A 12,929-nucleotide genomic window follows, 5' to 3' on the forward strand; every position below is an offset into this window, starting at 1 on the left:
AGCTGTTTTTGTGGTGAGGGGGCTTGCTGTGGCCAGAGGGCTTGCTGTGGTGGGGGAGCTTGCTGTGGCGAGGGAGCTTGCTCCCGCTGGGCTGCGCAGCGGCCCCAAAATCTTGGGAGCGCTACGCACTCCAGCGGGAGCAAGCTCCCTCGCCACAGCAAGCTCCCTCGCCACAGCAAGCCCCCCCCACCACAGCAAGCTCCCTGGCCACAGCAAACTCCCTCACCACAACGCACATCGTTCCAACTCAAGCCGCGCGCAGCGAGATAAACGCATAGTTGGCCGGCACCTCGGTAGCAATCCGGGCACCGGCATCCAGCAGCTGCTCGGCGATATCCATCCCGGACACATGGAACACCCACTCATTGGCCTGCACGGTCTCTTGCATGGCCAACTCGATCGCCTGGGCAAACAGCCCCATGTCCGGCAGGTACGCGGTAAAACCGTCGCCCTTGAGCGCCGTGGTATGAATGCCCAGTAACCCACACACCGCTTCCTTGGCCTGGATATCGTCGCGGTCGGCCTGGCGTGAACGGCTGATCAACTCGGCCAGTTCCTTGTCCATCAATTCGCCGCCGACGATCAGCGCCGGCCCCTGCTCCCAGGATTCCGGCGGGCAGTCCTTGGCGCCCGGGTTCAACGGGATATGCGGGTTGATCTCCATCGGGTAGATACGGCACACCAGCGGCCGCCGCTCGTAGATGCCGCAGCGGTTGTCTTCGTCAAGATTCCGGCAGCGCCCGGCGTTATAGGCAGCAAAGGTGATTGCCACATACGCCTCGGTATTGCCGCTGGGCACGATGGCGGAACGGCGCTGTGCGTGCTCGCGCTGCAACTCGGGCAGCCCCAGGCCACTGCCCAGGAAACCTTCCACCAGCACGATGACATTACCGCCGTCAGCCGCCCAGCTGCGGGCTTCTTCAAGGGTCAGGGGGACGTGGTGGTCGGTGCAGCACTTGCCGCAACCAACGCAGGAAAAGTGGGTATTCATGGAGGATCTGTCACCAGGCAAGGTCAGAAGGCACTCATGAACGGTGGCGGGTTTTTGCCTCTGCTCACCGTTCGCCTTCGTACGAAGCAAGTTATGCGCCAGCGCCCTCAGTCCTCGGGGACAAGATCGCGCAGCACAAACACCATGCCCGCACGTTCATACAGGTGCCGGGCCCGCAGGTTGGACTCCAGCACCTTGAGGTCGACGAACGCCTCGCCGCGCTGTTTGAACACCTGGAAGGTGTGCAGCAGCAAGGCTCGGCCCAGCCCCATGCCTTGGGCGCACGGGTGAATGGCCAGGTTCTTGATGTAGGTGCTGGTCCAGCATTGCGACACCCCGAGGATGCCGCTGGCATTGCTGGCCACCAGGCACAACTTGGGGTCGAACTCGGCGTCGGTGACAAACTGCTGGCGCCAGTGCTCAAGGGAGCCGACACGTCCGCCGCCCTGTTCCTGGGCCAGGCTCAATACCGCGTGGATCGCCGGGGCCAGGGCCTCGTGGTAATGATCCAGCTGAATATCCGCCGGCCATTGCGGGGCGGGCAAACTGCCGGTGAGGTCCCGGCGTAGCAACTGGAAGTATTCGCCCACCGGTCAGATGCCCTGTTGCGCCACAGTCTGGGCGGCGATCACCAGGCACTTGGTCAACTCAGGGGAGGAAAATTTGGTCAACACCGCATTGGCCCCGGCCAGGCGGGCTTTTTCGCTGTTCATCGCACTGTCCAGGGAGGTGTGCAGCAGCACGTAGAGGTCCTGGAAGTCCGGGGTTTCCCGCAGGGTACGGGTGAAGGCGTAACCGTCCATTTCGGACATCTCGATGTCCGAGACCACCACGTTGATCTGCTCGACAGTGCCTTGCAGCTCCAGCAACCGGTCGATCGCTTCCTTGGCGCTGCGGGCGGTGTGGCAGGTGAGGCCGAGGTTGCGCAGGGTGTGCACCGATTGCTGCAGGGCCACCTGGCTGTCGTCCACCACCAGGATTCGGGCGTTGCCCAGCACTTCGGCTTCTTCCATGGTCAGGTCGGTGGGCGCCGCTTCGATTTGCGCCGGGGCGATGCCGTGGATGACTTTTTCGATGTCCAGTACCTGCACCAGGGCGCCTTCCACCTGGGTCACGCCGGTGATAAACGAACGCGTGCCGCCAGAGCCAAACGGTGGCGGACGAATGTCGGTGGTCAGGCAGTGCACGATCTTGCTCACCGCTTGCACATGCAGGCCCTGCTTGGAGCGGCTTACATCGGTGACGATCAGGCAGCCGCCGTCCGGGTCTTGCAGGGGCATTTCCCCCAGCGCGCGGCTAAGGTCGATCACCGACAAGGCGGTGCCGCGCAAGGTGGCGATGCCTTTGACGTGGGGGTGCGACTCCGGCAGCTTGGTCAGCGGCGGGCAGGGAATGATTTCGCTGACTTTCAGCAGGTTGATCGCCATCAGCTTGCCGCTGCGCAAGGTAAAGAGCAGAAGCGAGAGTGAGTCTGCGCGGGCTTTGGTGGTGGACATAAAAACCTTCTGTGGATCAGGGATAACGATCTATAGACCGTTATCGACTTGCACGCTGAAAACTGTAGGAGCGAGCTTGCTCGCGAAAAACCTGAGGGCACTGCGTTGATCCAGGCCGCCCGCGTTATCGTTGACGTTCTTCGCGAGCAAGCTCGCTCCTACAAAAAGCAGTGATCAGCCCTTCCACACCTGCGGGTTCACCAGATCCTGCGGACGCTGGCCCAACAAGGCACTGCGCAGGTTTTCCAGGGCGCGATTGGCCATGGCTTCGCGGGTTTCATTCGTGGCCGAGCCGATGTGCGGCAGGGTCACGGCGTTGCTCAACTGGAAAAGGGGCGACTCGGACAACGGCTCCTGCTCGTACACATCCAGGCCGGCGCCACGGATGGTCTGGTTCTGCAAGGCTTCGATCAGCGCCGGCTCATCCACCACCGGGCCACGGGAAATGTTCACCAGGATCGCACTGGATTTCATCAGGCCCAGTTCACGATGACTGATCAGGTGCCGGGTTTTCTCGCTCAACGGCACCACCAGGCAGACGAAGTCGGCTTCGGCCAGCAACTGGTCGAGGCTGCGGAACTGCGCGCCCAGCTCCTGTTCCAGCTCGGTCTTGCGGCTGTTGCCGCTGTAGAGAATCGGCATATTGAAACCCAGGCGACCACGGCGGGCGACGGCCGCGCCGATGTTGCCCATGCCGACAATGCCCAGGGTCTTGCCGTGTACGTCGCAGCCAAACAACGGCGCGCCGACACTGGCTTTCCACTGGCCGGCCTTGGTCCAGGCGTCCAGTTCGGCAACGCGGCGGGCGCTGCTCATCAGCAGGGCGAAGGCCAGGTCGGCGGTGCTTTCGGTGAGCACGTCGGGGGTGTTGGTGAGCATGATCCCGCGTTCATTGAAGTACGCCAGGTCGTAGTTGTCGTAGCCCACCGACACACTGGAGACCACTTCCAGCTTGCTCGCGCCTTCCAGTTGCGCACGGCCCAGTTTGCGGCCAACGCCGATCAGGCCGTGGGCATGGGGCAAAGCTTCGTTGAACTGGGCGTTGATGTCCCCAAGCTTCGGGTTGGGGGCGATCACATCGAAATCCTGTTGCAGGCGTTCGATCATTTCCGGGGTGACGCGGCTGAAGGCGAGGACAGTCTTTTTCATGGAAGGCGGGCTCATCGACTACGTGGGAATGGCAAGCACGCTAACATTCTTGCGTGGGCTTGTCAGGACGCGCCACACCCGCGAGCCCCGACTGTTGCGATTTGGGCAACAGTCATTATCTTGTTACACTCTGTATCGCACCGCTCACCTGCGCTAATTTGTCGCATCGATGAGCGCAGCGGTTAAGACCGACCCGCTCTCCCCCGATTTCCCTCGACTTATTTCCAGGGCTCTACACTGGGAATCTGTCTTAAAGCCGCTGAGTTCAGCGGCTTTTTTTTGCGCTGAAAAAAGGCCAGGAACCCCAACAACACTGGCCGGTTTCGATTGACCCAAAGGAGCTCCACCGGTGAAAACCTCGCTGACGTTCACCCCGTTATTCCTCGCGATTGCTGCAACGATCGTTCCCCTTGCCCACGCGGCAGACACCCCGGCCACCGACGGTTTCGTCGAAGGTGCAAGCTTCAAGATCAACACCCGCAACTACTACATGAACCGCGACCGTCGCGACATTCACACCGATGACAGCAAGGAATGGGGCCAGGGCATCATCGGGATCTTCAAATCCGGCTACACCCCGGGTACCGTCGGCTTCGGCCTGGACGCCAACGCCATGCTCGGCCTCAAGCTCGACGGTGGCGGCGGCACCGACGGTTCCAGCATCCTGCCGGTGGGCTCCGGCAACGGCAAAGCCCCCGCCTCGTTCTCCACCGCCGGCGCCACCTTGAAAATGCGCGCCTTCGACACCGAGTTGAAAGCCGGCGACCTGTTCCTCAATAACCCGGTGATAGCCGGCGGCATGACCCGCATGCTGCCCCAGACCTTCCGTGGCGTGAGCCTGACCAACCACAGCCTGGACGGCTGGATGTTCGAAGGCGGCCAGGCCAGCTTCACCAAGCTCTACAACCAGAGCGGCCACCGCCGCATCGGCACCAGCTACGGCGCATTGCCCAATGGCGAAGACAGCCGGCACCTGGACTGGGCCGGCGTGTCCTTCAGCGGCGTGCCGGGGCTGACCAGCAACCTGTACGCGTCCGAACTCAAGGACATCTGGAACCAGTACTACTACGACCTGGACTACACCTGGCAGTTGAACGAACTGGTCAGCCTCAACCCGGGCCTGCACTACTATCACACCCAGGAAACCGGCAAGGCCCTGCTGGGCAACATCGACAACAACACCTACAGCCTGCATTTCACCGTGGGCGTGGGCCATCACAGCGTCACCGCCGCTTACCAGCGGGTCAACGGCAACACCCCGTTCGACTACATCAGCCAGGGCGATAGCATCTACCTGGATAACTCCCAGCAATACTCCGACTTCAACGGCCCCAACGAACGCTCGTGGAAGCTCAAGTACGCCTACGACTTTGTCGGGCTGGGCCTGCCGGGCCTGACCTCGGCCGTGTCGTACATCAGCGGCAAGACCGACCTGACCACGGTCGACCCGGACAGCCGCGGCTATTCCTCCTGGTACAGCGCCGACGGCAAGAACGCCAAGCACTGGGAGCGCGACATCGACCTCAAGTACGTGGTGCAAGGTGGCAAGGCCAAGGATTTGGCCGTGCGCCTGCAATGGGCGACCAATCGCGGCGGTAATGGCTACGCGGCCGTGGACCGGGACGTGGATGAATACCGGGTGATCGTCGACTACCCGATTGACGTTTTTTAACCTTCGGGCTTTCTTTTAGCGGCGGCGACTTTTTTTTCACAACATGGAACTAAACTGCCAGCATCTTGAGTGCCGAAGCCAGTCCCATGAGTCAACGCCGCACCTTCACCCAGCCTGCACGCCCGGAGCTTTTGCTGATTCTGGGCAGTGGGCTCACCGTCATCCTGATCGTAATCATCGTTGCCATACTGCTGATTCGCGAACACGCCAGCGCACTGCTGACGGCCCAGCGCTCCACCACCAACATCACCCAGTTGATCAACGCCGATGTGTTGCGCAACGTCGAACTCTACGACCTGGCCCTGAACGGCCTGATCACCGCAACCACCCGCCATGATCTGCCCCAAGTGTCGGCCGAAATCCTGCATATGGTGCAGTTCGACCAGTCCACGGCCGCCCCTTTCAAAGGCGAAGTCCTGCTGCTGGACAAGAACGGCGCCGTCACCGCCGACTCCTCCACCCTGGCGCCCACGCCGCGCAATTTCGCCAATCGCGACTATTTCCAGGTGCACCAGCAGAACCCCGACGCGGGATTGTTCATCAGCCGCCCCTTCAGGATTCGATGCGACTGCGATCAGGTCTGGCGTATTGCGTTCAGCCGCCGGATACCCGGGCCCAACGGCGAGTTTGCCGGAGTGGCGGTGGCGACCATGCGCCTGGCGTACTTCGACCAGTTGTTCAATCGCCTCACCATCGGCAGTGGCAGCACCATCAACCTGCTGAACAACGACGGCATTCTGTTGGCCCAGCAGCCCCTGCTCGAAAAAGACATGATCAACAAGGACCTGAGCACGCGACCGAACTTCAAAAGAATGCTGCGTGAAGGCAGCGGCAGTTTCAGCGGCGTCTCCTCCACCACCGGCACGCAACGCCTTTACACGTTCACCAATGTCGGCGCGCTGCCGCTGATTGTGGTGGTGGCGCTGTCCAGCGATGACGTGTTCGCCGCCTGGAAGCGCGCCGCCCTGCTGATCAGCGGCGCCACCGGCGTGCTGTGTGCAGGCCTGCTGTGGCTGACCTGGATGCTGCGCCTGGAACTGCGCCGTCGTTATCGCGCCGAAAAGGTCTTGTCGGAACTGGCAGCCACCGACGCCCTCACCGGCCTGGCCAACCGTCGCACCCTCGACCAGCGCCTGCGCCTGGAATGGGAGCGTGCGCAACGTTCCGGCGAGCCGCTGGCCTTGCTGATGATCGACGTCGACCACTTCAAGGCCTTCAACGACCGCCATGGCCACCAGGGCGGTGACGAAGCCTTGCGCCACGTGGCCCAGGTCATCGGCAGCAACATTCGCCGCCCTGCCGACCTGGCCGCGCGTTACGGCGGCGAAGAGTTCGCGGTGGTCCTGCCGGACACCGACGGCGACGGCGCCAATACCATCGCCGAACACATCCGCAGCGCGGTGCAGCACTTGCCGCCTGCGGACGGAGACGCACTGTCGGTCACCGTCAGCATCGGCCTCAGTACCTGGGACAAACGCAGCCGTGGCTCGCTGGAAGCGCTGTTGCTGAGTGCCGACCGAGCGCTGTATGAAGCCAAGCATTCCGGGCGCAACCGCATCGTTCACAGTCAGGCCACATGAGCCGTCATCAGCAACTACGCTAAGGGCATCCTCGAAGCAGAAGTACGCCCGATGAGCCCAAGCACCACCCGCCCGCCCCGCCCTACCCACCGCCCGGAGCGTCTGCTGATTATCGGCAGTTGCGTCACGGTGCTGCTGATCCTGCTGGTGGTCGCGGGGTTGCTGATTCGCGAACACACCAACACGTTGCAGACTGCCCAGCGTACGGCCAATAACATCACGCAACTGATCGATGCCGACGTGCTGCGTAACGTCGAGCTGTACGACTTATCGATCAAAGGCCTGATCGCAGCCACCGAACGCACGGATCTGGCCGGTGTATCGGCCAGCATTCGTCACTTGGTGCTGTTCGACCGCTCGGAAGCCGCGCCGTACAAGGGCGATATCCTGCTGCTGGACAAGAACGGCGAGGTGATTGCCGACTCTTCGCTGCTGACGCCCATCGCCGCCAATTTTGCCGACCGTGACTACTTTCAGGCCCACAGGAAGAACCCCGACCTGGGCCTGTTCATCAGCCGGCCCTTCGTCGCGCGCTGCGTGTGTGACGACCAATGGCGTATCGCATTCAGCCGCCGGGTTTCCGGACCCGACGGGCGATTCCTCGGGGTTGCAGTGGCCTCAATGCGCCTGTCGTATTTCCAGCAACTGTTTCGAAGCCTGAATATCGGCAACGACAGCACCATCAACCTGATCAACCAGCAAGGCATCCTGCTGGCTCAACAGCCGTTGCTGGAACGGGACATGATCGACAAGGACCTCAGCCAGCGCCCGAACGTGGCGCGCATACTCCACGAGCGTGACGGCAGCTTTCGTGGCGACTCCAGCGTGGATAAGGAGAACCGCCTCTACACGTTCTCGACCGTGGGGGATTTGCCACTGATTGTCGTGGTTGCCCTGTCCACCAACGACATATTCGCCCCCTGGAAGCGTGCGGCACTGGTGATCAGCGGTGCCACCGGGATTTTGTGCATCGGCCTGCTGTGGCTGACCTGGATGCTCTGCATGGAGCTGCGCCGGCGCCACCGTGCCGAGCAGGTGCTGTCAGAACTGGCAGCCACCGATGCCCTGACAGGCCTGGCCAACCGTCGCACCCTGGATCATCGCCTGCGCCTGGAATGGGACCGCGCCCAGCGTTCAGGCGAACCATTGACCGTGCTGATGATTGATGTGGACCACTTCAAGGCCTTCAATGACCGGCATGGCCATCAAGGTGGTGACGAGGCATTGCGCACGGTGGCGCAGGTGGTCGAGGGCAATATCCGCCGCCCGGCCGACCTTGCGGCCCGTTATGGCGGTGAAGAGTTTGCGGTGGTGCTGCCGCACACCGACAGCCAAGGTGCGTTGTTGATTGCCGAACATATCCGCAGCAGCGTCGAGCACCTGCCACGGGTGGGAGGGGATACGGTGCCGATTACCGTCAGCATTGGCCTCAGTACCTGGACCAGGCGCAGCCGTACCACCCTGGAAGAATTGCTGCTCAGCGCCGATCAGGCGTTGTACGAAGCCAAGCACACCGGGCGCAACCGCATCGTTGATGCAAAAACCCTGGCATAAAAAAAGGCCACCCGAAGGCAGCCTTTAAAAACAAAAGGAAAGAGAGTTGTTACTTACACCGCCGCGACGGGACGCATGTAAGAGATCGGTGCGGTGCTGGCATCTTCGAAGGTCACGACTTCCCAGGCATCTGTCTGTGCAATCAGCTTGCGCAGCAGTTGGTTGTTCAGTGCGTGGCCCGACTTGAAGCCTTTGAACTCGCCTATCAGGCTATTGCCCAGCAGGTAGAGGTCACCGATTGCATCGAGGATCTTGTGCTTCACGAATTCGTCTTCATAGCGAAGGCCGTCTTCGTTCAGTACACCATCCGCGTCGACCACAATGGCGTTTTCAACGCTGCCGCCGAGTGCGAGGTTGTGCTTGCGCAGGTACTCGATGTCACTCATGAAACCAAAGGTACGGGCGCGGCTGACTTCTTTTACGAACGAAGTGCTGGAAAAATCCACGCTTGCACTTTGTGTGCGGTCACGGAATACCGGGTGATCGAAATCGATCTCAAAGCTCACTTTAAAGCCTTCGAACGGGACGAAGGTGGCGCGCTTGTCGCCGTCTTCTACTGTCACTTCCCGCAGAATGCGAATGAACTTCTTGGCTGCGTCCTGTTCTTCCAGGCCGGCAGATTGAATCAAGAATACGAAGGGTCCGGCGCTGCCATCCATGATTGGGACTTCGGACGCGGAGAGCTCGACGTAGGCGTTATCGATGCCCAGACCGGCCATGGCCGAGAGCAAGTGCTCCACCGTGTCCACTTTGACGTCACCGTTGACCAACGTGGTCGACATCGTGGTTTCGCCAACATTTTCCGCGCGAGCAGGAATCTGCACCACAGGGTCCAGGTCGGCACGAACAAACACGATGCCGGTGTCGACAGGTGCGGGCTTGAGGGTCAGGTATACCTTCTCCCCGGAGTGCAGACCTACACCTGTGGCACGGATAATATTCTTCAGGGTGCGTTGTTTAATCATGGCTTGGACCGCTTCAGCGCAAATTGCGAACTGGTATCAACAAAGGCTGGCGATAATAGCAGACCAGACCTTTGCTGAACACCAATCACCTTCATAGCCCTGATACATTCCATTAATCGGCCTGACGACGCAGGAAAGCCGGGATGTCCAGGTAGTCCAGGTCATCTTGCGGATTCGGGCTACGGGACGCCGCAGCACCGGCCTGAGCCTGGTTGCGCATCACGGTCGGACGATCCAGGTCACGATAGTTCACAGACGGCAGTTCCTGGCGCGCAGGCGCTGGAGCGGCAGCTTGCTGGCTGGCGTGGCTGGTATGGACGGTATTGTCGATGACCTTCACAGGCTTCTCGATTTTTGCACCCAGGCCGGTCGCAACAACGGTCACGTGCAGTTCGTCGCGCATGTCCGGATCGATAACAGTACCGACCTTGACCATGGCGTGCTCGGAAGCGAAGGCTTCGATGATGCTACCCACGTCGGAGTACTCACCCAGGGACAGGTCAGGACCGGCGGTGATGTTCACCAGGATGCCGCGTGCACCTTGCAGGTTCACGTCTTCGAGCAACGGGTTGCGGATGGCCGCTTCAGTGGCTTCACGTGCACGGTTCGGACCGCTGGCGCAGCCAGTGCCCATCATCGCCATGCCCATTTCGCTCATCACGGTACGTACGTCGGCAAAGTCGACGTTGATCATGCCCGGACGCTTGATGATGTCGGAGATACCGCGAACGGCACCGGCCAGTACATCGTCAGCCTTGGCGAAAGCCGACAAGAGGCTTGCGTCCTTGCCGAGGATGGTCAGCAGCTTCTCGTTGGGAATGGTGATCAACGAGTCGACGCTTTCGGACAGCAGACGGATGCCTTCATCGGCGATCTGCATGCGCTTGCGACCTTCGAACGGGAACGGACGGGTCACGACGGCAACCGTCAGGATCCCCATTTCCTTGGCCACTTCGGCAATGATCGGCGCAGCACCGGTACCGGTACCACCGCCCATGCCTGTGGTGATGAACACCATGTTGGTGCCTTGCAGCACTTCAGCAATGCGCTCGCGGTCTTCCAGGGCGGCTTGACGGCCGACTTCCGGATTCGCGCCGGCACCCAGGCCCTTGGTCACGGCTGTGCCCAATTGCAGGATGGTGCGTGCACCGATGCTTTTGAGGGCCTGGGCGTCAGTGTTGGCGCAGATGAATTCAACGCCTTCAATGTTGCTTTTGACCATGTGGTTGACAGCGTTGCCGCCGCCACCGCCGACGCCGATCACTTTGATGACCGGGCTTGCGGGGATGTTGTCTACGAGTTCGAACATTTTCCCTCTCCTTTCATTTCTCTAGTTTTTTCGCCTACTGCTTGAAACGGTGTTGCGGTAAATCTTTAGAAATTGCCTTTCACCCAAGCCTGCAACCGCTCGAACAACGGCGCTTTCGCTTCGTCGTCGCTTCTGTAGCTGTCACGGTTGCTCGGGCCCGACAGGGAAATGCCGTCGGTCTGCTTTTGCAGCCCGTACAACAGCAAGCCCACACCGGTGGAATAAATCGGGTTGCGCACCACGTCGCCCAGGCCTTTCACGCCATGGGGCACGCCCAGGCGGACCGGCATGTGGAAGATTTCCTCGGCCAGTTCGACCGCGCCTTCCATCTTCGAGGTGCCACCGGTCAGCACGATGCCGGCCGGGATCAAATCTTCGTAGCCGCTGCGGCGCAGTTCAGCCTGGATCAGGGTGAACAATTCGTCGTAGCGCGGCTCGACCACTTCGGCCAACGCCTGGCGCGACAGTTCGCGCGGTGGACGGTCGCCCACGCTCGGCACCTTGATGGTTTCACCGGCACCGGCCAGCTTGGCCAGGGCGCAGGCGTAACGGATCTTGATTTCTTCGGCGTACTGGGTCGGTGTGCGCAACGCCATCGCGATGTCGTTGGTCACCTGGTCACCGGCAATCGGGATCACGGCGGTGTGACGGATCGCACCCTCGGTAAAGATCGCGATGTCGGTGGTGCCGCCGCCGATGTCCACCAGGCACACGCCCAGTTCTTTTTCGTCGTCGGTCAGTACCGAGTAGGCCGAAGCCAACTGCTCGAGAATGATGTCGTCGATTTCCAGGCCGCAGCGGCGCACGCATTTTTCAATGTTCTGTGCAGCATTGACGGCGCAGGTCACCACGTGAACCTTGGCTTCCAGACGTACGCCCGACATGCCCAAAGGCTCGCGAACGCCTTCCTGGTTATCGATCACGTAGTCCTGCGGCAGGGTGTGCAGCACGCGCTGGTCAGCCGGGATCGCCACGGCTTGCGCTGCGTCGAGTACCCGCTCCAGGTCCGCCGAGCTGACTTCACGGTCGCGAATCGCCACGATGCCGTGGGAATTCAGGCTGCGGATGTGGTTGCCGGCAACGCCGACGAATGCCGAGTGAATCCGGCAACCGGCCATCAGCTGCGCTTCTTCGATGGCGCGCTGGATCGATTGCACGGTGGATTCAATATTCACCACCACGCCCTTCTTCAGGCCCCGGGACGGATGCGTGCCGATTCCGACGATTTCCAGCGTGCCGTCGTCCGCGACCTCGCCTACCAGCGCCACCACCTTGGAGGTGCCGATATCCAGACCGACGATCATTTTGCCGCTTTGCACGTTTGCCATGGGTCCTGCCTCTTCTTAATTCTTCGCGACAGCAGGTTGCGCTGCCGTGGGCGCCGCAGGGGCCCGCCAGCCGACGGCAAGGCCGTTGGCGTAACGCAGGTCGATGCTCGCAATGTTCGTAATCTGTTCTTTCAAGGTCTTTTCATAGATGGCGATAAAACGGCGCATCTTCTCTACCAGGTTGCCGCGTCCCAGCAACAACTCGATACCCGGGCCGGAACTGCCTGCACCCGTGGTCAAAAACCAGCTGCCCCGCTCACGCAATTCCAGTCGCGCAATCGAGAAACCCAACGGCCGCAGCATCTGGCTCAACGCCTGGTACTGCTGCATCACTTGCTGCTGCGCCCGCTGCGGCCCGAACAGCTGCGGCAGGTGCTCGTAATTCGCCACTTCGCGCGGCGCAAACGCCTGGCCCTGGTTGTTCAGCAACTGCCCATCACCCCAACGGGCCACGGGCAGTTGTTCTTCCAGGCGGATCGTGACTTGATCCGGCCACACGCGACGTACTTCGGCGTGGGCAATCCATGGCATCTGTTCCAGTTCGGAACGCATGCCGGCCAGGTCGATGGTGAAGAAGCTCGACGCCACAAACGGGGCGATTCGCTGCTGCACGGCCTGCTGGCTGATGTAGCTCAAGTCGCCCTGCACGCTGATCTTGGTGATCGGCCGGTCGGCATACGGCAACAGACGCTGGGCGCCTTCGTACGTACCAAAGCCCAACGCCACCAGAATCACCGGCCAGAACAGCGCCTTGAGAAAACCAAAATTGGCTTTCGGCATGCGCGCCGACATCGGCTCTTTAGCCACCATTCGGCTGGCACCACGCGGCACCGGCTTGCGGCCGGGAGCGGGTTGCTGATGACGAAGCGATGCGCCGTTCATGGT

At 61.3% G+C, this 12,929-nt stretch carries 11 protein-coding genes and 1 pseudogene; 3 read left to right on the forward strand and 9 right to left on the reverse strand.

Annotated features, from left to right (window positions below; translation table 11 throughout):
- Positions 1–247: 247 nt before the first annotated feature.
- From M2400_RS09250 to M2400_RS09270, 5 genes and pseudogenes are all read right to left on the reverse strand, one after another.
- Entirely contained in the window at positions 248–991 is a 744-nt protein-coding gene (locus M2400_RS09250) for a YkgJ family cysteine cluster protein (RefSeq protein WP_259195818.1), read from the reverse strand.
- 107 nt (positions 992–1,098) lie between these two features.
- Positions 1,099–1,581: an N-acetyltransferase gene (locus M2400_RS09255; RefSeq protein ID WP_259195819.1), complete on the reverse strand. Its 483-nt coding sequence runs from the start codon at positions 1,579–1,581 to the stop codon at positions 1,099–1,101.
- 3 nt (positions 1,582–1,584) lie between these two features.
- On the reverse strand, positions 1,585–2,487 hold the full coding sequence (locus M2400_RS09260; protein ID WP_177043485.1) for a chemotaxis protein CheV: 903 nt from the start codon (positions 2,485–2,487) through the stop codon (positions 1,585–1,587).
- Positions 2,488–2,538: 51 nt separating this feature from the next.
- A pseudogene (locus tag M2400_RS09265) lies at positions 2,539–2,658 on the reverse strand (outer membrane lipoprotein carrier protein LolA); the annotation flags it as partial.
- 3 nt (positions 2,659–2,661) lie between these two features.
- Positions 2,662–3,636 carry a D-glycerate dehydrogenase gene (locus M2400_RS09270; RefSeq protein WP_177043484.1) on the reverse strand — a complete coding sequence of 325 codons (975 nt, stop codon included), beginning with the start codon at positions 3,634–3,636 and terminating at the stop codon, positions 2,662–2,664.
- A 349-nt stretch (positions 3,637–3,985) separates the two neighbouring features.
- Here M2400_RS09270 and M2400_RS09275 point away from each other — a divergent pair, with 349 nt between their 5' ends.
- From M2400_RS09275 to M2400_RS09285, 3 genes are all read left to right on the forward strand, one after another.
- Positions 3,986–5,308, forward strand: coding sequence for an OprD family porin (locus tag M2400_RS09275; RefSeq protein WP_259195820.1), 1,323 nt, complete (start codon positions 3,986–3,988; stop codon positions 5,306–5,308).
- 86 nt (positions 5,309–5,394) lie between these two features.
- Complete coding sequence (locus M2400_RS09280; protein ID WP_259195821.1) at positions 5,395–6,888, forward strand: sensor domain-containing diguanylate cyclase; 1,494 nt, start codon at positions 5,395–5,397, stop codon at positions 6,886–6,888.
- A gap of 51 nt (positions 6,889–6,939) precedes the next feature.
- Positions 6,940–8,442, forward strand: coding sequence for a diguanylate cyclase (locus M2400_RS09285; RefSeq protein ID WP_177129779.1), 1,503 nt, complete (start codon positions 6,940–6,942; stop codon positions 8,440–8,442).
- A 53-nt stretch (positions 8,443–8,495) separates the two neighbouring features.
- Here M2400_RS09285 and lpxC read toward each other — a convergent pair whose 3' ends face one another.
- The 4 genes from lpxC to M2400_RS09305 form a co-directional block, all read right to left on the reverse strand.
- Positions 8,496–9,407: a UDP-3-O-acyl-N-acetylglucosamine deacetylase gene (lpxC, locus tag M2400_RS09290; protein WP_003216227.1), complete on the reverse strand. Its 912-nt coding sequence runs from the start codon at positions 9,405–9,407 to the stop codon at positions 8,496–8,498.
- A 112-nt stretch (positions 9,408–9,519) separates the two neighbouring features.
- Positions 9,520–10,716, reverse strand: a complete 1,197-nt coding sequence (gene ftsZ, locus M2400_RS09295; protein ID WP_010170471.1) for a cell division protein FtsZ — start codon at positions 10,714–10,716, stop codon at positions 9,520–9,522.
- 65 nt (positions 10,717–10,781) lie between these two features.
- Positions 10,782–12,044: a cell division protein FtsA gene (gene ftsA, locus M2400_RS09300; RefSeq protein WP_003216224.1), complete on the reverse strand. Its 1,263-nt coding sequence runs from the start codon at positions 12,042–12,044 to the stop codon at positions 10,782–10,784.
- 15 nt (positions 12,045–12,059) lie between these two features.
- Positions 12,060–12,926: a cell division protein FtsQ/DivIB gene (locus M2400_RS09305; RefSeq protein ID WP_029615882.1), complete on the reverse strand. Its 867-nt coding sequence runs from the start codon at positions 12,924–12,926 to the stop codon at positions 12,060–12,062.
- Positions 12,927–12,929 lie beyond the last annotated feature (3 nt).

Origin of the sequence: Pseudomonas sp. BIGb0558 (assembly GCF_024807515.1) — a bacterium.
In the GTDB taxonomy this organism is placed as follows: Bacteria; Pseudomonadota; Gammaproteobacteria; order Pseudomonadales; family Pseudomonadaceae; genus Aquipseudomonas; species Aquipseudomonas yamanorum_A.

Excerpts from the sequence above, each read along its gene's own strand:
- M2400_RS09250 (WP_259195818.1), bottom strand. The coding sequence starts at position 991 with ATGAATACCCACTTTTCCTGCGTTGGTTGCGGCAAGTGCTGCACCGAC.
- M2400_RS09260 (WP_177043485.1), bottom strand. The coding sequence starts at position 2,487 with ATGTCCACCACCAAAGCCCGCGCAGACTCACTCTCGCTTCTGCTCTTT.
- M2400_RS09270 (WP_177043484.1), bottom strand. The coding sequence starts at position 3,636 with ATGAAAAAGACTGTCCTCGCCTTCAGCCGCGTCACCCCGGAAATGATC.
- M2400_RS09280 (WP_259195821.1), top strand. The coding sequence starts at position 5,395 with ATGAGTCAACGCCGCACCTTCACCCAGCCTGCACGCCCGGAGCTTTTG.
- M2400_RS09285 (WP_177129779.1), top strand. The coding sequence starts at position 6,940 with ATGAGCCCAAGCACCACCCGCCCGCCCCGCCCTACCCACCGCCCGGAG.
- lpxC (WP_003216227.1), bottom strand. The coding sequence starts at position 9,407 with ATGATTAAACAACGCACCCTGAAGAATATTATCCGTGCCACAGGTGTA.
- ftsZ (WP_010170471.1), bottom strand. The coding sequence starts at position 10,716 with ATGTTCGAACTCGTAGACAACATCCCCGCAAGCCCGGTCATCAAAGTG.
- ftsA (WP_003216224.1), bottom strand. The coding sequence starts at position 12,044 with ATGGCAAACGTGCAAAGCGGCAAAATGATCGTCGGTCTGGATATCGGC.
- M2400_RS09305 (WP_029615882.1), bottom strand. The coding sequence starts at position 12,926 with ATGAACGGCGCATCGCTTCGTCATCAGCAACCCGCTCCCGGCCGCAAG.